Genomic DNA, 19448 nt, shown 5'->3' with positions numbered 1-19448 from the left:
TAAAAATGAAAGGGTATCAACAATAGGGATTTAAAATTTGGTAGTGAGTGTTCCTGCAACGAGTGCGAATTTAGGCCCCGGTTTTGATTGCTTGGGTTTGAGTTTGAATTTACGCAATCGGTTTTTTATTGAGCCTAGCAGTTTCCATGCGGTGAAATTGGTTGGGGAGGGTGAGGGGATCCCTAAGTTTTTAACCAACAATATTTTCACTAAAGTGTTTTATGAGATTTTAAAAAAGCATGGGAATGACGGCTCGTTTAAATTTTTATTGCATAATAAAGTCCCTATTACAAGGGGCATGGGGTCTAGCTCGGCGATGATTGTGGGGGCTGTCGCTTCAGCGTTTGCGTTTTTAGGGTTTGATTTTGATAGAGAAAACATTCTCAATACCGCTCTAATTTATGAAAACCACCCGGATAATATCACCCCGGCGGTGTTTGGGGGGTATAATGCAGCGTTTGTGGAAAAAAAGAAAGTGATAAGTTTAAAAACCAAAATCCCTTCTTTTTTAAAAGCGGTGATGGTGATCCCTAATAGGGCCATTTCTACCAAGCAATCGCGCCACCTCTTGCCCAAGCGTTACAGCGTGCAAGAAAGCGTGTTCAACCTTTCGCATGCGAGTTTGATGACGATGGCGATTGTGCAAGGGAAGTGGGATTTATTGCGTTGTTGCTCTAAAGACAGGATGCATCAATATAAGCGCATGCAAACTTATCCCGTGTTGTTTGCGATCCAAAAGCTCGCTTTAGAAAATAACGCCCTAATGAGCACGCTTTCAGGGAGCGGTTCGTCGTTTTTTAACATGTGTTATGAAGAGGACGCCCCTAAATTAAAGCAGGTTTTGAGCAAGAAATTCCCTAAATTTAGGGTAGCGGTTTTAGATTTTGATAATGATGGAGTCCTTATTGAGAAAGACTGAAATTAAAATCCGCATGTGTGTGGCGTGCAGAATGCGCCAACCTCAAAAGGATTTGTTGCGTTTAAAAAGCTTTGACAATCAAATCATGGAATTTGATGGCAAAGGCCGTAGTTTTTATGTGTGTGAAAATTGTTTGAAAAATGGAGAAAAAAAGTTGTTGAAAGCGGTTTCAAAAATGAAGAACACCCCAAAAGATGTTAAAAATATCATTACTTGGATTAAGGAGAGAAGCATAGCATGAGTGGTATGGTTGATTTAAAAGAATTTTTAGCCGAGCTTGGTAAGACCCAAAAAGAGCTTAAAAATGTGATCGAGCAAGCCAAAGACATTGGTTTAGAGCTTAAGACAAATTCTAAAATGACCCCAGAGCAAGCCGGCAAGCTATACAAATACATTGTGGATGGCATTAAAGAACAAATACAAGCCAATCAACCCGCTAAAAATCCTGAACAAGACAATAAAGACGATTTGAATACAGCCGTAGCGTCTAAATCTCTTAACAAAAAGGTTTCCAAAACGCCTAAAAAAGAAGAAAAAAGCCAGCCAAAGCCCAAAAAAACTAAAGAAAAGAAAAAAGAAGCTCCCACGCCTATTGCTAAAAAGAAGGGAGGGATAGAGATTGTCAGCACTTTTGAAAACCAAACGCCCCCTATAGAAAACACCCCTAAAGTGGTTAGCCACTCTCAAATAGAAAAAGCCAAGCAAAAACTCCAAGAAATCCAAAAAAGCCGAGAAGCCCTAAACAAGCTCACCCAAAGCAACACTAACAACGCTAACAGCACCAATAACGCTAATAACGCTAAAAAAGAAATCAGCGAAGTTAAAAAGCAAGAGCAAGAGATCAAACGCCATGAAAACATTAAAAGACGCACCGGTTTTAGGGTGATTAAACGCAACGATGAAACAGAAAATGAAATTGAAAACAGCGTAACAGAAAGCAAAAAACCCACTCAAAGCGCGGCGGCTATTTTTGAAGACATTAAAAAAGAATGGCAAGAAAAAGACAAACAAGAGGCTAAAAAAGTTAAAAAACCCAGTAAGCCCAAAGCCACCCCCACCGCCAAAAACAACAAATCCCATAAAATTGATTTGAGCGATGCGAGGGATTTTAAGGGCAATGATATTTATGATGATGAAACCGATGAAATCTTATTGTTTGATTTGCATGAACAAGATAATTTCAATAAGGAAGAAGAAGAAAAAGAAGCGCGCCAAAATATCAACGACAGGGTGCGCGTCCAAAGGAAAAACCCTTGGATGAATGAAAGCGGGATCAAACGACAATCCAAGAAAAAGCGTGCATTCCGTAACGATAACAGCCAAAAAGTGATCCAAAGCGCAATTGCAATCCCTGAAGAAGTGCGCGTCTATGAATTCGCGCAAAAAGCGAATTTGAATCTGGCTGATGTGATTAAAACCCTCTTTAATTTAGGGCTTATGGTAACTAAAAACGACTTTTTGGATAAGGATAGCATAGAAATTTTAGCCGAAGAGTTCCATTTAGAAATTTCTGTTCAAAACACTTTAGAAGAATTTGAAGTAGAAGAAGTGCTAGAGGGGGTGAAAAAAGAGCGCCCGCCTGTGGTTACTATCATGGGGCATGTTGATCATGGTAAAACTTCACTATTGGATAAAATCCGTGATAAAAGAGTCGCTCACACGGAAGCTGGGGGGATCACTCAGCACATTGGTGCTTACATGGTAGAAAAAAATGATAAGTGGGTGTCTTTCATTGACACCCCAGGGCATGAAGCCTTTAGCCAGATGCGTAATCGTGGGGCTCAAGTTACAGATATTGCAGTGATTGTGATAGCGGCTGATGATGGCGTGAAGCAGCAGACTATTGAAGCGTTAGAGCATGCAAAGGCCGCTAATGTGCCTGTGATTTTTGCGATGAATAAAATGGATAAGCCTAATGTGAATCCGGACAAACTCAAAGCCGAATGCGCTGAGCTTGGCTATAACCCTGTGGATTGGGGCGGAGAGCATGAGTTTATCCCTGTTTCGGCTAAAACGGGCGATGGCATTGACAATTTATTAGAAACCATTCTTATCCAAGCGGATATTATGGAATTAAAAGCCATAGAAGAGGGCAGCGCTAGAGCGGTTGTTTTAGAAGGAAGCGTGGAAAAAGGGCGTGGGGCAGTGGCCACTGTGATTGTTCAAAGCGGGACTTTGAGTGTGGGGGATAGTTTTTTTGCCGAAACGGCGTTTGGTAAAGTAAGAACGATGACTGATGATCAAGGCAAGAGCATTCAAAATTTAAAACCCTCTATGGTGGCTCTCATCACGGGCTTGAGCGAAGTGCCGCCTGCGGGATCTGTTTTAATAGGGGTAGAAAACGATTCTATCGCGCGCTTGCAGGCTCAAAAGAGGGCGACTTATTTACGCCAAAAAGCACTGAGTAAAAGCACTAAAGTGTCTTTTGATGAGCTTTCAGAAATGGTCGCTAATAAGGAATTAAAAAATATTCCTGTAGTCATTAAAGCGGATACGCAAGGAAGCTTAGAAGCCATTAAAAACAGCTTGTTGGAGCTTAATAACGAAGAAGTGGCGATCCAAGTGATCCACTCAGGGGTGGGGGGCATTACTGAGAATGATTTAAGCCTAGTTTCTAGCAGTGAGCATGCGGTGATTTTAGGCTTTAACATCCGCCCTACCGGTAATGTGAAAAATAAGGCTAAAGAATACAATGTGAGCATTAAAACTTACACGGTGATTTATGCCTTGATTGAAGAAATGCGATCGCTGTTATTAGGCTTGATGAGTCCTATTATTGAAGAAGAGCATACCGGGCAAGCGGAAGTGAGAGAAACCTTTAATATCCCTAAAGTTGGCACGATAGCCGGGTGTGTGGTGAGCGATGGGGTGATCGCTCGTGGCATTAAGGCGCGTTTGATTAGGGATGGCGTGGTGGTTCATACCGGCGAAATCCTTTCTTTGAAACGCTTTAAAGATGATGTGAAAGAAGTTTCTAAGGGCTATGAGTGCGGGATCATGCTAGAAAATTATAATGAGATTAAAGTGGGCGATGTGTTTGAAACCTATAAAGAAATCCATAAAAAAAGAACCCTCTGATGAACGCTCATAAAGAACGCTTAGAATCCAATCTTTTAGAATTATTACAAGAGGCTTTAGCGAGCTTGAACGACAGCGAGTTGAATTCTTTGAGCGTTACTAAAGTGGAATGCTCTAAAGGGAAGCACCACGCTTTTGTGTTTGTGCTTTCACAAGATCATAAAATCCTTTCTAAATTGAAAAAAGCTGAGGGTCTTATCAGGCAGTTTGTTTTGCAGGCGAGCGGGTGGTTTAAATGCCCAAAACTCAGTTTTGTTTCAGACAATAGCTTAGAAAAGCAACTCCGATTAGACGCCATATTTAATGAAATCGCTAAAGGGAAAGATAATGACTAAAAAAATAGAAGAGAAAATAGAGGGCGTGATTGAAAGCTTGGGTTATTTGCTTTATGATGTGAGTTTGATTAAAGAAAATGAGCAGCATGTTTTAAGGGTGAGCCTTAAAAACCCTAATGGAGCGGTTAGTTTGGACATTTGCCAACAAGTGAGCGAGATCATTTCGCCCTTATTAGATGTGTGCGATTTTATTCAAGACGCTTATATTTTGGAAGTGAGTTCCATGGGGTTAGAAAGAACGCTTAAAACCCCCAAACACTTCAAGCTTTCTTTAGGCGAAAAAGTGGAGGTCAAACTCACAAATAAAGAAAGCTTTCAAGCCGTCCTTAAAGACGCTAACGATTTGAGCGCGGATTTTGAATTAGAGGATCACGCTATCAAAAGCGTGGAGTATAAAGATTTAAAGAAAGTTAAAACGCTTTTTGAGTGGTGAAATAACGCTAATCGGTAGCGTTTGCACACCCTATAAGAGATTATCGCTGGATTGAAATTGGACTCTCATTATTTGGCTAAAAAACGCTAAAAAGCATTTTTTAGATTTTACTCCTCCATTTGAGCGATGCTCATTATTTCTTTAACCACATTCACATCTTCTAGCGTGCTTAAATCTTGAGTAATGGGCTCTTTTTTGGCGATGGATTTCAAAAGCCTTCTCATGATTTTCCCGCTCCTGGTTTTAGGCAAACCCGGCACATACATGACATTGTCTAATTTCGCGATCTTTCCAATTTCAACGGATAAGATATGATTCATTTCTTTTAACAATTCTAAACTCTCGCCAAGATTGCATTTAGCCCCATCGCACAGCACCACAAACGCAAATAAGCCCTCTCCTTTAATCGCATCAGGGATACCCACTACCGCGCATTCAGCCACCATTTCATGTTTAGAAATAGCGCTCTCCACTTCAGCCGTGCCAATCCTATGCCCGCTCACATTCACAATATCATCTGTGCGCCCAATAATAGTGATGTATCCGTTTTCATCCACGATAGCGCCATCTCCAGAGAGATAGACATATTCCCCATTCAACTTGATCTGAGAAAAATAGCTATCAATGTATCGTTTTTCATCGCCCCAAATGTTTCTTACCATAGAAGGCCATGGCTTAGTGATGCATAAAAATCCTTGCTCTCCGGGCTTTGTTTTGGTGCCGTCTTCGTTTAAAACTTCTGCATGGATTCCAGGCAAAGGTAAAGTCGCGCAGCTGGCCCTTATAGGCGTAGCTCCCGGTAAAGGGCTGATGATATGCCCGCCTGTTTCTGTTTGCCACCAAGTATCCACGATACTGCATTTTGAGTTACCGATTTTTTCATAAAACCATTTCCATGCCGTAGGGTTAATGGGCTCTCCTACCGTTCCTAAAACTTTGAGTGAGTCTAAATTATACTTTAAGGGTTCGTTTTCGCCTTTAGCATGCAGCATTCTTATAGCGGTGGGGGAAGTGTAGAATTTGTCCACTCGGTATTCTTCTATCATCCTCCACCATCTCCCATAATCCGGATAAGACATCGTGCCTTCTAGTATCAAAGTCGTCGCCCCACAAGCTAAAGGCCCATAAACCACATAAGTGTGCCCTGTGATCCAGCCAATATCAGCGGTGCACCAAAAATTATCGTTATCTCTAATATCAAAAACCCACTCCATCGTCATTTGTGCCCATAGCAAATACCCTGCACTGCTATGTTGAACGCCTTTAGGTTTTCCGGTTGATCCGCTTGTATAGAGCAAGAATAAAGGATCTTCAGAGTCCATCATTTCAGGTTCGCATTTATCGGATTGGTAATTGACCATTTCATTATAGACAAAATCGTGCCCTCTCACATAGTCAATCTCTCTGGCGTTTCGTATCACAATGAGCGCTTTTTCCACGCTAGGGCAGGCGTTATTTTCTAGAGCCTTGTCAAGGGCTGGCTTGAGCATGTAAGGTTTGCCTTTTCTAAAAGTCCCGTCCGCTGTGATAACTAATTTAGCTTGAGCGTCGTTGATCCTATCCCTCAAGGCTTCAGGGCTAAACCCAGCAAAAACGATGCTATGGATCGCTCCAATCCTAGCGCATGCGAGCATCATATAAACGCTTTCTACAATCATAGGCATATAGATAATGACTCTATCGCCTTTTTTGACATTGAATTCGTTTTTTAAAAGGTTAGCTGTTTTATTGACTTCAGAGTGGAGTTTTCTGTAAGTGATGACATTATAATCCCCCATCTCCCCTTCAAAAATGATCGCCACTTTATTTTTTTTGTCTTTTAAATGCCTATCTATGCAATTGTAAGAAACATTGATTTTGCCGTTTTCAAACCATTTGAAAAAAGGGGCGTTATCGCTGTTTAAAACCTTATCAAAAGGTTTAAACCATGTGAGTTTTTGCTTGGCTAACTCGCCCCAAAAATGTTCATAATCTTCATTGGCTTCATGCACTAAATCTTTATATTCGCACATGTTTTTAATCCTGGCTTGCTTGGCAAACACCCTGTTAGGGTTAAAGATTTTTTTAGCGAATTCTGAATCATTGTCTAATTGCATTATATCTCCTTTCTATGGCTTTAAGCGCATTTTTATTATTGTATCCAAACTCACACTCTTTTAAAGGGAGGTATACTTTTCTCCTTCTGTGGGGATTGAGACTGATAAAAAAGGAAACAATAGCAAGATGAAACCTAAAGGGAGCATTAGCGTTAATATGCTAATATAGCCAAAACATTATGACTGCAAAAAGGGTGGTATGCTGATCTCCATAGCGTTTTTATTGGTTTTGTGTCTTTTGAATTATAGTTCTTTTAGGATGTTGAAGTCGTTTTTAACCTTAAAAAAAATCTCTCAATACGCTTATTTGGGGTTTTTTATCCTTTTGAGTGCAGGCGAGACGGCTTTTGCTTTTTATAGAAATGCTATGCCTAGCCATTTGTTTGTTTTGACTTCAGCGTGTTCGTTTGTATCTTTTATTATTTTTATCCTTTCTTTAAGTTTTTACGGGTTTTCTTACTCTGTAGAAAAAATAGATTTTTTGCACTCAAGGCGTAAAAGTTTAAAAAACTTTTTAAAATTAGGGTTTTATCTGGCGTTATTAGGGTATTTTTGGCGCGGGTTTTATGAAGGGTTGGCCCGCCCTAAAATCAAAGAAACCCCTATTTATTTGGATAAGCTGGATAAAGAATTAAAGATTATTTTACTCACAGACATGCATGTGGGGAGTTTGTTGCAAAAAGATTTTGTTGATTACATTGTAGAAGAAGTCAATCAAAAAGAAGTGGATATGGTGCTGATTGGGGGGGATTTAGTGGATGAAAGCATTGAAAAAGTCAAATCTTTTTTACTGCCTTTAAATAACCTTAAAAGCACGCATGGCACTTTTTATGTGCCAGGAAATCATGAGTATTATCATGGCATAGAGCCGATTTTATCGTTTCTTAACACGCTTAATTTGACGATTTTAGGGAATGAGTGCGTGCATTTAGGGGGGATCAATTTGTGCGGTGTGTATGATTATTTCGCAAGGAAGCGTCAAAATTTTGCCCCTGATATTGACAAAGCTTTAAAAAAGCGCAATGAGAGTCAGCCCACAATCCTTTTAGCCCACCAGCCCAAACAAATCAGAAGTCTCAAAGAAAGCCACTCTGTAGATTTAGTCCTTTCAGGGCATACCCATGCAGGGCAAATCTTTCCCTTTAGCCTTTTAGTCAAGTTGGCGCAAACCTATTTACATGGTTTATACAAGCACAGCCCCACCACTCAAATTTATGTGAGCAGTGGGGCAGGGTATTGGGGGATTCCTTTAAGGTTTTTAGCCCCTAGCGAGATCGCATACCTTAGGCTTTTACCTAAAAATCAAGCTTAGTTGAACAAAATCTTAAAATCGTAATCAAGCGGTTAAAAACAAGGAGTTAAAAAACAACCGCCAAGACAAAGGGAAAGGAGGGGGAGGTGACCCTTCAATCTTAAGCGGTGCCAACCAAACCATAAGGAATGGTTGGATTGTAATTATACAATAAAATGGTGATTTTTAGCAAATGATTTTAAAAATTATCCATAAAAACGCTCAAAGGTATTTTTACAACCAATAACCAAGGGCTTGATTTTAATCAAGCGATAACTTTTATTAATATTTTCTTAAAACTAATTTAAAATTATGATATAATCAGTGCTTGAATTACTCTTAAATGCGGGAGTCATACACCATGCGCGTTCTACTGATTGAAAAAAATTCTGTTTTGGGTGGAGAAATTGAAAAGGGCTTAAATGTTAAAGGCTTTATGGCTGATGTAACAGAGAGTTTAGAGGATGGGGAATATCTTATGGATATTAGGAACTATGACTTGGTTATGGTTAGCGATAAAAACGCTTTAAGTTTTGTTTCTAGAATCAAGGAAAAGCATTCTTCTATTGTTGTTTTAGTTTCTTCTGATAACCCTACAAGCGAAGAAGAAGTCCATGCGTTTGAGCAGGGCGCGGACGATTATATCGCTAAGCCTTACCGCAGCATTAAGGCTTTAGTCGCAAGGATTGAGGCTCGTTTGAGATTTTGGGGTTCTAATGTGATTGAAATTGGGGATTTGACCATTAGCCCTGATGAAGAAAAGATTATTTACAAGGGGCGTGAAGTTGAAGTGAAAGGAAAGCCTTTTGAAGTGCTGACCCATCTTGCCAGACATAGGGATCAGATTGTCTCCAAAGAACAGCTTTTAGACGCTATTTGGGAAGAGCCTGAAATGGTTACCCCTAATGTCATTGAAGTGGCTATCAATCAAATCCGCCAAAAAATGGATAAACCCTTGGGGATTTCCACGGTTGAAACCGTAAGGCGCAGAGGCTATCGTTTTTGCTACCCCAAACCGGCGTGTGAAGAGTAAATTCCGTGGTTTGCTAAAAAATAGATTAGAATGAGAGTGTGGAGTGGGTAAAATCAAATATTTTAATAGCGATAATAGAGACACTCATATCGTGTTGGTGTTTAGTTAGGGGGCATAATCATTTTATCTGCGATCAGTAGGGTATTTTGGTTAAAAAAACACTCAAATAAATTCGTATCAATTCATGGATTTAAATATTTATCAAAATACAAACTTTGGCTCCGTTTTCATTGGATATTGAAAAAGTCTTATTTTTGTGGGATTTTTATGGGATACAAGAAAAATACACAAAGAAAACGCTAGCTAAACCCTAGCTTGCACTAAAATTTTAGTATAGTGGCGTTGTGAGAACCATTAAAACTATGATTGCTAATAGTAGTTTCATAGTTGGTCATCTCCTTTTTAAGATAGCCGCTCACTATTACCCCAAACCCTGACATGCTCCAAATACCCGCAACAAAAAAACAATAAAATAGAGAGATAACTTAAAATGATTATTTGCGTTGGCGTGATGATAATTTAAAAAACCTAAAAATACTAAAAAAGCGTTTTTTACAATCAAATGATTAAAAGAGCTTGATTTTAAGCAAGCGATAGTTTTTTAAAAAAGCGGTTTTTTGGGGTTAGGGGACTTAGTTGGAGATTTGATAGGGGGAGAATTATTTTAAAATATCTTCTATCCTTAAAGAAATGAGTTTTTGCTATAAAACGATGGGATGAAAATTTTTAAACCTTCTAAAAAGAGTTTTTAAACTCTTTTCAGTTTTTGTTAGCTTTTTCTAAACAGCTTAGTTTTAAGCGTTATTGAAGATTTCTTCAATTTGTTCTTTAATATCCCTATAATTAAAACTCTCTCTAAAACCATCAATCTTGCCTCCACTCGCATTCCTATGCCCTCCCCCATTAAAACACATTTGACTGAGTTCGCACACATCGCAATTCCCATTCGCTCTTAAGCTCACATTCCCTTTAGAATTCACATCTATATAAAAATCAAAATCCGGATTTTGCGTTAAAAAAAGGTTAGCCAACACGCTAATACCCCCCATAGAATAACTTAAAAACCCTTTTTTATCTTGGTAATAAACGCTGCAATCATGCTTTTTTAAAGAGAGCAAATGCGTTTGCGCGTTTGAAGAGATATTGTCCATCGTTTCTGTATCCGGGTCGCCCCCTAGAGCGATTTTTTTAAGTTTGAATAAATCGTTATCATAGGCTACAGGGGCATTTTCTAAAAACAAATAGTTTTTAACTTCTTCTAAAAGCTTTAATTTATAATCGCGGTTTTCATCATCAAACATGAAACGGTTCAATTCAGAGCTTTGAGTGATCATGCGCATACACACCTTGCCTAATTCAAAGCCATAACCTTGCGTGTCCCAAATATCCACAGAATTGACCATTTCCACTAAAGGCTCTAGCCATGCTGTGTTTTTTGGCTCTAAAATAGCGTAATGCTTTTTCAAAAATTCATACACGATTTTAGTCGCGCAACGGTTCGTGTCTAAAAAATACCAATGGAAACTCTCAGCCACTTTCTTACCGCTGATATGGTGATCCAAAAGCTGGATTTGAATGTTTTTATTTTGCAAGCGGTGTTCTTGGATTTTATCTTGCAAATACTGCGCTTCGTTTAAATTCAAATTCAAATCGCTAATCAAAATAAGGAATTCACTCTCTTTAGATTGAGCGATCGCGTTTAGAATCTCATAAATTCTCGCTGAGACTTCACACCCGTAATTAGCGTTATAGCATTGGGTATTTTTAAAAAATTGTTTTGAAACAAGCTGGCATGCATAGCCGTCTAAATCAATGTGTGAAAGGTGGTAAACTTGCATCATTCTCCTTTTTTATTAATTATTTATCCATTAAAAGTTAATATGGATCGTGCCTAAGGCTTCAAAATTAGAGTTAGGATCTAATTCAGCATGGCTTAGCACGACCACATCAATCCTAGCCTGCTCCATTTGATTGGAAAGGGCTTTTCTTAAATTAGGCTCTACGATCAAAATCACCGGAGCGATCCCTTTTTGCAAGACTTTCATGGCCTCTTCAGAGACCACTTCAATGAGTTTTTGCAATTCGCTCACATTGAGCAACAGGCTCTTAGAAGTGCCATTTTCTCGCAATTTATTAAGCAAAAATTGTTCGCTATCGGTAGAAAAGGTTAAAAATTTCAAACGCCCGTCTTCAGATTTAAAAGCGTTAGTGATCACCCTAGAAAGCCTCGCCCTCACTTGTTCGGTTAAGATATTCACATCGTTTTGAACCAATGGGGCAATATCGGTAATCGTTTCTAAAATAGTGAGCATGTCCTTAATGGGAATTTTTTCATGCAACAAGGCTTGCAAGACTGAGCGGATCGCACCGGTGGGGATTTTTTTACTCTCTTCTACAATTGTAGGATAGTCTTTAGCCAAGCGCTCTAAAAGGGATTTCACTTCATCTTTAGTGATAAAATCTTCAGCGTATTTTTTCACTAATTCGCTGGTGTGTGTCGCAATAACGGTGCTTGGATCAATAATAGTATAGCCTTGAATAATGGCTTCTTCTTTATTTTTAGTTTCAATCCATAAAGCGTCCATTCCAAAAGCCGGCTCTTTAGTAGGAATTCCTTCAATTTCTTTATTCACAAAACCGGTATTCATGGCTAAAAACTTATCTGGCATCACCATGCCCTCACCAATCACAATGCCCTTAAGCTTGATTTCATAATGCGTTGGGGGGAGCTGTAAATTATCCCTAATCCTAATTTGAGGCATCAAAAAGCCATAATCGCTCGCTATCTTTTTTCTAATACCCCTAATCCTTTCTAACAAATCGCCCCCTTGTTTCATGTCCGCTAAGCTGATGAGCTGATAGCCTAAAGCCAATTCTAAAAATTCAATTTTTAACACTTCATCAATGGCTTGTTCTTCTTCTCTTTTAAGCTCTTCTTGGGTTTTAGCCCTTGTGGTTGGGGTGTGGGGTTTGATTTTGGAGCTGTGGGGTTTTTCGCTCAAATCCAAGCCGAATTTTTGACTCAAATAATTTTCTAATTTAGTGAGTAATCCGTCTTTTCCCTCCCTGCTAATCAGCCATGCGATGAACAAAAAGAGTGTCCCTACAAACGCTAAAGAAAAGGTAGGGAGTCCAGGAATGGTGGCAAAAAGCAATAAAATCGCCCCCACAATCACTAAAGTTTTGCTTTTATTGGTGAGCTGTGTGATGAGTTTGGAAGCGAAGTCCTCTTCTTCGTTTTGCGTGGTGCGAGTGGCGACAATACCGGTCGCTGTTGCAATGATTAAAGCAGGGATTTGCCCTACAAGCCCATCGCCAATGGTTAGGATAGTGAAAGTGCTAGCGCTAAAGCTCAAGCTCATATCCCTTTGGAACACGCCCACTAAAAACCCTCCAATAATATTAATAAGCGTGATAATGATAGAAGCGATCGCATCGCCTTTGACAAATTTAGACGCGCCATCCATCGCGCCATAAAAATCCGCTTCTTGGCTTAGAGCGGCGCGCCGTTTTTTGGCTTCCTTATCATCAATAAGCCCTGAGTTTAAATCCGCATCAATCGCCATTTGCTTTCCTGGCATAGCGTCTAGGGCAAATCGTGCCCTCACTTCAGTAACCCTAGTAGAGCCATTAGTAACCACTAATAAATTCACTAACACTAAAATACTAAAGATAATCGCGCCAATCACATAATTCCCGCTCACGCTAAATTCCCCAAACGCCGTGATAATATCGCTCACCGCGCTAGGCCCTTTATAGCCTTGCGTTAAAATCATTCTAGTGGTGGCGACATTTAAAGCCAAGCGGTATAAGGTTACAATGAGTAATAAAGTGGGGAAAGCGCTAAAATCAGTCGGCTTGTCAATATAAAGCCCAATTAAAATGATCAACACCGATAGCGCGATAGAAATCGTGAGTAAAAAATCCAACACAAAAGGCGGTAACGGCACGATAATGATCGCTAAAATAGCTATCACAAAGACCACAAGGGCCAAGTCTTTGGATTGCAAAAAGCGTTTAAAGACAGGGAAAGTCTTTTTAAAAGCTAATTTGGAGCGTTCGTTTGCCATAATCTAAAATCAATGCCTTAATCTGGTAGGTGTGTTTGTCTCTTATTATAATACAAAGTTTAAAAGTATGACACAAAAAAGCTTATTTTACGCTATAATGCGATCTTTATTAAATTACCAATTAGGAGGTCGTTATGGCTTTGAATCTGGAGAAAAAACAAGAAATCATTAAGGCGTTTGCTACTAAGGAAAACGATACGGGTTCTTGTGAAGTGCAAGTGGCGTTGTTGAATGAAAGGATCAGGCTTTTAACCGAGCATTTAAAGGCTAACCCCAAAGATCATTCCAGTCGTTTAGGGCTTTTAAAATTAGTCGCTCAAAGACGCAACTTGTTGAAATACATCAAACGCACTAACCATGCGCGTTATGTGGTTTTGATTGAAAAGTTAGGCATTAAAGACAGATAATTTTATCGGTTTTAGGGTGTGGCGAGTTTGTGTTGAAAGAGCGTTTGAAGGCCTTTTTTAGTGCGGACTCTGTTTTCACTCTGATTTTTGCCCTTTTTTTTCTCACTTCGTTTAAAAAGCCTTTAACTCAAGTCTTATTGATTGTTTTAATGGTTTTTTTGTTTCTTAGGTGTTATTTCCAAGCGTCTTTGAAAGAAATCTTCACGATTAATCATTTAAAAACCATGCCTTTTAAATGGCTCACTCTGGCTTTTTTGGGCGTGTTTTTAAGCATCTTCCCTAACATGTTTAACATGTATGATAGCCAAACTTTCCGCTACAATTTATTCGCTCTAAACATGTCCTTAACTTACGCTTGCGGGGCGTTATGCTTGCTTTTTGCCAGTTGTTTAAGAATCAAATTGAATCAAAAAATCCTTTTTTATAGCATGGCTGTGGCAAATTTCACCAACGGCTTGCTTTCATTGGTGCAAAAAATTTATTTTAACATGCCCAGAGCGCAAGGGTTTAGCACGGTTAAGGAGTATGTGGTTTTAGTGAGCGTGTCCATTTTAGGCTGTTATATTTATGCGCTCTATTCGCAAAATCAAAAAGAAAAAAATTTTTTCACCCTTTCTGTTTTTGTGGGGTTTTTAGTCGTTATTTTAAGCGCTACAAGAAGTGCAACAATCGCTTTTGTTATTACTTTTTTAATCCTTTCTTGCTTTATTTTATACGCCAAAAAATCGCTCAAACCATTGGGTTATATGGTGGTTGTGAGTCTTGTTTTGAGCGCTTTGTATATGGGGAGTAACGCTTTAGAAAAAAAGGGGGCAATAGAGCAATCTAGGGTTCAAAACCAAAGCTTTGAAGAAGATTTGAAACGCTACGCTAAAAAGGACGCTGATAGCAGTATCGGGTGGCGTTTGGAGCGCTGGAAAGAAGCCCTAACGGTTTTGCGTTTAAGGCCCTTTTTTGGTATGGCCGCTAGCGAGAAATGCCAGAGGTTAGAAGAGATTTTATCCTTATCAAAGTCTTATAGGGCAAAAGATTTGATTCTTTGTTATGAAAGGTATGACAATCAAATCATTCACATTTTAGCCACTAGGGGGATCATAGGCTTTTTGATCTGGCTCTTTTTTTTATTAGCGGTTGTAAAGATTTTTTGGAGTGGGATCAAGCAAAATTCTTTAATATCATTCTTTATATTAACGGCATTCACTTTTTATCTCATTTTTGGCATCGGGTTTGACCCCTTTGATTTCTTCATTACGGGAAGTTTTTTTGTAGGAATGGTCATGATGGCTGTTTTTTTAAAAAAGGATAAAAGTGCTTTTTAGCATCAAAAAATTTAACGCTAGTCAAGCGGTAGTTTCTTGACAATGCGTTCTTAGGGGGATTTAAGGGGTAAGATAAAAACTTATGCTATAATGCGGTTTCATTCCATATTCAACAAGGAGAAATAAATTAATGAAAATTTTAGTGATTCAAGGGCCTAATTTAAACATGTTAGGACACAGAGACCCAAGACTTTATGGCATGGTAACCTTAGACCAAATCCATGAAATCATGCAAACTTTCGTGAAACAAGGCAATTTAGATGTGGAATTAGAGTTTTTTCAAACCAATTTTGAGGGCGAAATCATTGATAAAATCCAAGAGAGCGTGGGCAGCGATTATGAGGGGATTATCATTAACCCTGGAGCGTTTTCGCACACTTCTATTGCGATTGCAGATGCGATCATGCTAGCGGGCAAACCCGTTATTGAAGTGCATCTCACTAACATTCAAGCCAGAGAGGAATTCAGGAAAAATTCTTACACTGGAGCGGCTTGTGGAGGCGTGATCATGGGATTTGGCCCGCTTGGCTACAACATGGCTTTAATGGCGATGGTCAATATTTTAGCCGAAATGAAAGCGTTCCAAGAAGCCCAAAAAAACAACCCTAATAACCCCATTAACAATCAAAAATAAAAGGGGGCTACCCATGAAAGGATTAGAAAGAGAATCGCATTTCACGCTCAATGAGAACGCGATGTTTTTTGAGTGTGCTTATAGTTGCGATAACGCTTTGTTTTTGCAATTAGACGATCGCTCGTTTTTCATCACTGATTCTCGCTACACTCAAGAAGCTAAAGAAAGCATTCAGCCTAAAAATGGCGTTTTAGCGGAAGTGGTAGAATCTAGCGATTTAGCGCAAAGTGCGATTGATTTGATCGCTAAACACTCGGTTAAAAAGCTCTTTTTTGACCCCAATCAAGTGAATTTGCAAACCTACAAGCGTTTGGATTCAGCGGTTGGGGATAAGGTTGCTTTAGAGGGCGTGCCTAGTTACCACCGCCAAAAACGCATCATTAAAAACGAACATGAGATCCAACTCCTCAAAAAATCTCAAGCGTTGAATGTTGAAGCTTTTGAAAATTTTGCCGAGTATGTGAAAAAGATTTTTGATGAAAAAGAATCCTTGAGCGAGCGGTATTTGCAGCATAAGGTTAAGGACTTTTTGACTAAAGAGGGGGTTTATGATCTGAGTTTTGAGCCTATTTTAGCCTTGAATGCGAACGCGAGCAAACCCCATGCTTTGCCTAGCACGAAGGATTTTTTAAAAGCGGAGCACAGCATTCTTTTGGATATGGGGATCAAATACGAACGCTATTGCTCTGATCGGACTCGCACGGCTTTTTTTGACCCTAAAGATTTTGTCTTTAAAAGAGAGCAGAGTTTCAAGGATAAAGAGCGTCAAAAGATTTATGACATTGTGAAAGAAGCGCAAGAAAAGGCTATTTCAGGCATTAGAGCGGGCATGACCGGTAAAGAAGCGGACAGCTTGGCTAGGGGAGTGATTAGCGATTATGGTTATGGGCAGTATTTCACTCACAGCACCGGGCATGGCATTGGCTTAGACATCCATGAGCTTCCTTATATTTCATCGCGCAGTGAAACCATTTTAGAAGAGGGCATGGTGTTTTCTGTAGAGCCTGGGATTTATATCCCTGGATTTTTTGGGGTGCGCATTGAAGATTTAGTGGTGATCAAAAATTCTAGGGCTGAGCTTTTGTGATGCGAGAGATTCTGACTAGCCGCTTTTTCCCTAGCCTTTTTAAAAAAAGGCTTGATTTTTCTAACAGGGTGGTTTTAGGGTTGGGATCTAATCTTAAAAATCCTTTAAAAATATTAAAAAATTGTTTTTTATATTTTAAAAATCATAGTAAAATTGGGAAAATCTTTTCTTCGCCCATTTATATCAATCCGCCTTTTGGTTACACTAAGCAACCTAACTTTTATAACGCTACGATTATTCTTAAAACATCTTTAAGTTTGTGCCATTTTTTTGCTCTAGTGTTTTATATAGAAAGGCGTTTTGGGCGCAAAAGGAAGCGCGATTTTAAAGACGCTCCAAGAACTTTAGATATTGATATTATCGCTTTCAACCAAGTCATTTTAAGGCAGAATGATTTGACTTTACCTCACCCTAAATGGAGTGAAAGGGATTCGGTGTTAGTGCCTTTAACTTTACAACAAATTCTTTTTAAAAAAGGGGAGTGGTGAAATTCTATACCTATAGTGGGGAGACGGCTGCTGAAGCTTTAAAGATCGCTCAAAGCCACCATGGGGTGGATACGCTGGTGTTTAAAACGCAAGAAATCCGTAAAAAAACGCTCACTTCTTCTGGGCTTTATGAAATCGTTGTGGCGGTTGAAGAAGAGAGCGAAAACAAGCCTCCTAAAGCCCCCCTTATTCCAGAAAGTTTGTATGATGAAGAATTGAATGAAGAAGACGTGGTCATGCAGCTTTCAAGCACTGTAGAAGAAATGCGCAAACTCGCCGGGGTTTCATCCAATCAGCGCAACTATAGTTTTTCAAAAAATAAGACCCTTTTAGAAAAAGACGCCCCGTTAGAGGATGCGCCTTTAGAGGCTAATCAACAAGACGCTTTATTGCAAGCCTTAAAAAATGAAGCCAACCATAAAAAAGAAAGAGAAAAAAGAGAAGTCAAACAAGAAGAAGAGATTAAAGACATCAATCTGCAATTAAGCAAAATCAGAGACAGCCTGAAACTCATTCAAAACATGTTTTGGGATGAGAAAAACCCCAATTCTGTCAGTATCCCTCAAGAATTTGCCGAAATTTATAAACTGGCCAAACAAAGCGGGATGAAATCCAGCCATTTAGATGAAATCATGCAATTGAGCCTGGAATTGATGCCTTTACGCATGCGCGAAAATTCCGTAACGATCAAGCGTTATTTTAGAGAAGTGTTGCGCAAAATGATTTTGTGCCGCCCTGAAGATTTGAATTTAAGGCAAAAACGCATCTTAATGCTTGTAGGGCCAACAGGCGTGGGGAAAACGACGACTTTAGCTAAATTAGCTGCGCGCTATTCTAGAATGCTAGCGAAAAAATACAAGGTGGGCATTATCACTTTAGACAATTATCGCATTGGGGCTTTAGAGCAATTGAGTTGGTATGCTAATAAAATGAAAATGAGTATAGAAGCGGTGATTGACGCTAAAGATTTTGCTAAAGAAATTGAAGCGTTGGAATACTGCGATTTTATTTTAGTGGATACGACAGGGCATTCGCAATACGATAAAGAAAAAATTGCCGGTTTGAAAGAATTTATAGATGGGGGTTATAATATTGATGTGTCCTTAGTGCTTTCGGTTACCACTAAGTATGAAGACATGAAAGATATTTATGATTCTTTTGGGGTGTTAGGGATTGACACTTTAATCTTTACGAAATTAGATGAGAGTAGGGGGTTAGGGAATTTGTTTTCTTTAGTGCATGAAAGCCAAAAGCCTATCAGCTATCTTTCTGTTGGGCAAGAAGTGCCTATGGATTTGAAAGTGGCTACTAATGAATATTTAGTGGATTGCATGCTAGATGGCTTTAGTAACCCTAATAAGGAACAAGCATGAACAATCAAGCGAGCCGCTTAGATAATTTGATGAATATTAAAAACCCTAAAAGTTTTTTTGATAATAAAGGGAATACCAAATTCATCGCTATCACAAGCGGTAAGGGAGGCGTGGGGAAATCCAACATTAGCGCTAATTTAGCTTACTCTTTATACAAGAAAGGTTATAAGGTGGGGGTGTTTGATGCGGATATTGGTTTAGCGAATTTGGATGTCATTTTTGGGGTGAAAACCCATAAAAATATCTTGCATGCCTTAAAAGGCGAAGCCAAATTGCAAGAAATCATTTGCGAGATTGAACCCGGGCTTTGCTTAATTCCCGGGGATAGTGGCGAAGAAATTTTAAAATACATCAGCGGCGCAGAAGCTTTGGATCGATTCGTAGATGAAGAGGGGGTTTTAAGCTCTTTAGATTATATTGTGATTGATACGGGCGCTGGGATTGGAGTCACTACGCAAGCGTTTTTGAATGCGAGCGATTGTGTGGTGATTGTCACCACACCCGATCCTTCAGCGATTACCGATGCGTATGCATGCATTAAAATCAACTCCAAAAATAAAGATGAATTGTTTCTTATCGCTAACATGGTAGCCCAACCTAAAGAGGGCAGAGCGACTTATGAAAGGCTGTTTAAAGTGGCTAAAAACAATATCGCTTCATTAGAATTGCATTACTTGGGAGCGATTGAAAACAGCTCCTTATTGAAACGCTATGTGAGAGAACGCAAAATTTTGAGAAAAATAGCCCCTAACGATTTGTTTTCGCAATCCATTGATCAGATAGCGGGCCTTTTGGTTTCTAAATTAGAAACCGGCACTTTAGAAATACCAAAAGAAGGTTTGAAAAGCTTTTTTAAAAGGCTTTTGAAGTATTTGGGGTAGGCTG

17 protein-coding genes are annotated in these 19448 nt (G+C 39.2%); 14 read left to right on the top strand and 3 right to left on the bottom strand.

The genetic code is table 11. The annotated features are described in order from the left end of the window. The first annotated feature begins 37 nt into the window (after nucleotides 1-37). Genes thrB through KX581_RS02385 form a run of 5 tightly spaced genes read left to right on the top strand, consistent with a single transcriptional unit; the run spans nucleotide 38 to nucleotide 4765 of the window. Nucleotides 38-919: a homoserine kinase gene (thrB, locus tag KX581_RS02405; protein ID WP_000261723.1), complete on the top strand. Its 882-nt coding sequence runs from the start codon at nucleotides 38-40 to the stop codon at nucleotides 917-919. Beyond that, nucleotides 906-1160: a DUF448 domain-containing protein gene (locus KX581_RS02400; protein WP_231175488.1), complete on the top strand. Its 255-nt coding sequence runs from the start codon at nucleotides 906-908 to the stop codon at nucleotides 1158-1160. Before thrB ends, KX581_RS02400 begins: the two co-directional genes overlap by 14 nt. Beyond that, nucleotides 1157-3997: a translation initiation factor IF-2 gene (gene infB / locus KX581_RS02395; RefSeq protein WP_180629166.1), complete on the top strand. Its 2841-nt coding sequence runs from the start codon at nucleotides 1157-1159 to the stop codon at nucleotides 3995-3997. Before KX581_RS02400 ends, infB begins: the two co-directional genes overlap by 4 nt. Beyond that, the gene (gene rbfA, locus KX581_RS02390) at nucleotides 3997-4332 is read left to right on the top strand and encodes a 30S ribosome-binding factor RbfA (protein ID WP_000991176.1); all 336 of its coding nucleotides are present in this window, start codon (nucleotides 3997-3999) and stop codon (nucleotides 4330-4332) included. The genes infB and rbfA overlap by 1 nt, the downstream gene beginning before the upstream one ends. Continuing rightward, nucleotides 4325-4765 carry a ribosome maturation factor RimP gene (locus tag KX581_RS02385; RefSeq protein WP_000162226.1) on the top strand — a complete coding sequence of 147 codons (441 nt, stop codon included), beginning with the start codon at nucleotides 4325-4327 and terminating at the stop codon, nucleotides 4763-4765. The genes rbfA and KX581_RS02385 overlap by 8 nt, the downstream gene beginning before the upstream one ends. A gap of 107 nt (nucleotides 4766-4872) precedes the next feature. Here the strand turns inward: KX581_RS02385 and acs are convergent, their stop codons facing one another. Then, the gene (acs, locus tag KX581_RS02380; protein WP_231175487.1) at nucleotides 4873-6861 is read right to left on the bottom strand and encodes an acetate--CoA ligase; all 1989 of its coding nucleotides are present in this window, start codon (nucleotides 6859-6861) and stop codon (nucleotides 4873-4875) included. Between the two features lie 199 nt (nucleotides 6862-7060). Here acs and KX581_RS02375 point away from each other — a divergent pair, with 199 nt between their 5' ends. Together KX581_RS02375 and hsrA are read left to right on the top strand one after the other, a co-directional pair. Next, a complete protein-coding gene (locus KX581_RS02375) occupies nucleotides 7061-8173 on the top strand; it encodes a metallophosphoesterase (protein ID WP_231175486.1) in 1113 nt (370 codons plus the stop codon). 340 nt (nucleotides 8174-8513) lie between these two features. Beyond that, nucleotides 8514-9185 (top strand): response regulator-like transcription factor HsrA, encoded by a 672-nt coding sequence (hsrA, locus tag KX581_RS02370; RefSeq protein WP_001264984.1) that lies wholly within the window; start codon nucleotides 8514-8516, stop codon nucleotides 9183-9185. Nucleotides 9186-9979: 794 nt separating this feature from the next. Here hsrA and KX581_RS02365 read toward each other — a convergent pair. Together KX581_RS02365 and flhA are read right to left on the bottom strand one after the other, a co-directional pair. Continuing rightward, nucleotides 9980-11023, bottom strand: coding sequence for a DHH family phosphoesterase (locus KX581_RS02365; RefSeq protein WP_231175485.1), 1044 nt, complete (start codon nucleotides 11021-11023; stop codon nucleotides 9980-9982). A 30-nt stretch (nucleotides 11024-11053) separates the two neighbouring features. Next, complete coding sequence (gene flhA, locus KX581_RS02360) at nucleotides 11054-13255, bottom strand: flagellar biosynthesis protein FlhA (RefSeq protein WP_001262895.1); 2202 nt, start codon at nucleotides 13253-13255, stop codon at nucleotides 11054-11056. A gap of 134 nt (nucleotides 13256-13389) precedes the next feature. On the opposite strand from flhA, the gene rpsO reads away from it, so the two are divergent. The 7 genes from rpsO to ylxH all read left to right on the top strand — a co-directional run bounded on the left by rpsO (nucleotide 13390) and on the right by ylxH (nucleotide 19444). Then, on the top strand, nucleotides 13390-13662 hold the full coding sequence (rpsO, locus tag KX581_RS02355) for a 30S ribosomal protein S15 (protein WP_001207130.1): 273 nt from the start codon (nucleotides 13390-13392) through the stop codon (nucleotides 13660-13662). A gap of 29 nt (nucleotides 13663-13691) precedes the next feature. Then, complete coding sequence (locus KX581_RS02350) at nucleotides 13692-14981, top strand: O-antigen ligase family protein (RefSeq protein WP_120871746.1); 1290 nt, start codon at nucleotides 13692-13694, stop codon at nucleotides 14979-14981. A 130-nt stretch (nucleotides 14982-15111) separates the two neighbouring features. Next, entirely contained in the window at nucleotides 15112-15615 is a 504-nt protein-coding gene (aroQ, locus tag KX581_RS02345; RefSeq protein WP_000699284.1) for a type II 3-dehydroquinate dehydratase, read from the top strand. Between the two features lie 13 nt (nucleotides 15616-15628). Next, nucleotides 15629-16702, top strand: coding sequence for an aminopeptidase (locus KX581_RS02340; RefSeq protein WP_108506568.1), 1074 nt, complete (start codon nucleotides 15629-15631; stop codon nucleotides 16700-16702). Then, entirely contained in the window at nucleotides 16702-17190 is a 489-nt protein-coding gene (gene folK / locus KX581_RS02335; protein WP_180385730.1) for a 2-amino-4-hydroxy-6-hydroxymethyldihydropteridine diphosphokinase, read from the top strand. Before KX581_RS02340 ends, folK begins: the two co-directional genes overlap by 1 nt. Further along, nucleotides 17187-18563 (top strand): flagellar biosynthesis protein FlhF, encoded by a 1377-nt coding sequence (gene flhF / locus KX581_RS02330; RefSeq protein ID WP_231175484.1) that lies wholly within the window; start codon nucleotides 17187-17189, stop codon nucleotides 18561-18563. The genes folK and flhF overlap by 4 nt, the downstream gene beginning before the upstream one ends. Next, complete coding sequence (gene ylxH, locus KX581_RS02325; protein ID WP_231175483.1) at nucleotides 18560-19444, top strand: flagellum site-determining protein YlxH; 885 nt, start codon at nucleotides 18560-18562, stop codon at nucleotides 19442-19444. The genes flhF and ylxH overlap by 4 nt, the downstream gene beginning before the upstream one ends. Nucleotides 19445-19448: the final 4 nt, after the last annotated feature.

The sequence above is a fragment of the Helicobacter pylori genome, assembly GCF_021062735.1.
GTDB lineage: Bacteria > Campylobacterota > Campylobacteria > Campylobacterales > Helicobacteraceae > Helicobacter > Helicobacter pylori_DN.
Note: the sequence above shows the minus strand (reverse complement) of the source record. Positions and strands in the feature narration are given on the sequence as shown.

Coding starts and splice junctions, on each gene's coding strand:
- rbfA (WP_000991176.1), top strand. CDS start 3,997: ATGAACGCTCATAAAGAACGCTTAGAATCCAATCTTTTAGAATTATTA.
- infB (WP_180629166.1), top strand. CDS start 1,157: ATGAGTGGTATGGTTGATTTAAAAGAATTTTTAGCCGAGCTTGGTAAG.
- aroQ (WP_000699284.1), top strand. CDS start 15,112: ATGAAAATTTTAGTGATTCAAGGGCCTAATTTAAACATGTTAGGACAC.
- KX581_RS02385 (WP_000162226.1), top strand. CDS start 4,325: ATGACTAAAAAAATAGAAGAGAAAATAGAGGGCGTGATTGAAAGCTTG.
- flhA (WP_001262895.1), bottom strand. CDS start 13,255: ATGGCAAACGAACGCTCCAAATTAGCTTTTAAAAAGACTTTCCCTGTC.
- acs (WP_231175487.1), bottom strand. CDS start 6,861: ATGCAATTAGACAATGATTCAGAATTCGCTAAAAAAATCTTTAACCCT.
- KX581_RS02365 (WP_231175485.1), bottom strand. CDS start 11,023: ATGCAAGTTTACCACCTTTCACACATTGATTTAGACGGCTATGCATGC.
- ylxH (WP_231175483.1), top strand. CDS start 18,560: ATGAACAATCAAGCGAGCCGCTTAGATAATTTGATGAATATTAAAAAC.
- folK (WP_180385730.1), top strand. CDS start 16,702: ATGCGAGAGATTCTGACTAGCCGCTTTTTCCCTAGCCTTTTTAAAAAA.
- hsrA (WP_001264984.1), top strand. CDS start 8,514: ATGCGCGTTCTACTGATTGAAAAAAATTCTGTTTTGGGTGGAGAAATT.
- KX581_RS02375 (WP_231175486.1), top strand. CDS start 7,061: ATGCTGATCTCCATAGCGTTTTTATTGGTTTTGTGTCTTTTGAATTAT.
- rpsO (WP_001207130.1), top strand. CDS start 13,390: ATGGCTTTGAATCTGGAGAAAAAACAAGAAATCATTAAGGCGTTTGCT.
- KX581_RS02340 (WP_108506568.1), top strand. CDS start 15,629: ATGAAAGGATTAGAAAGAGAATCGCATTTCACGCTCAATGAGAACGCG.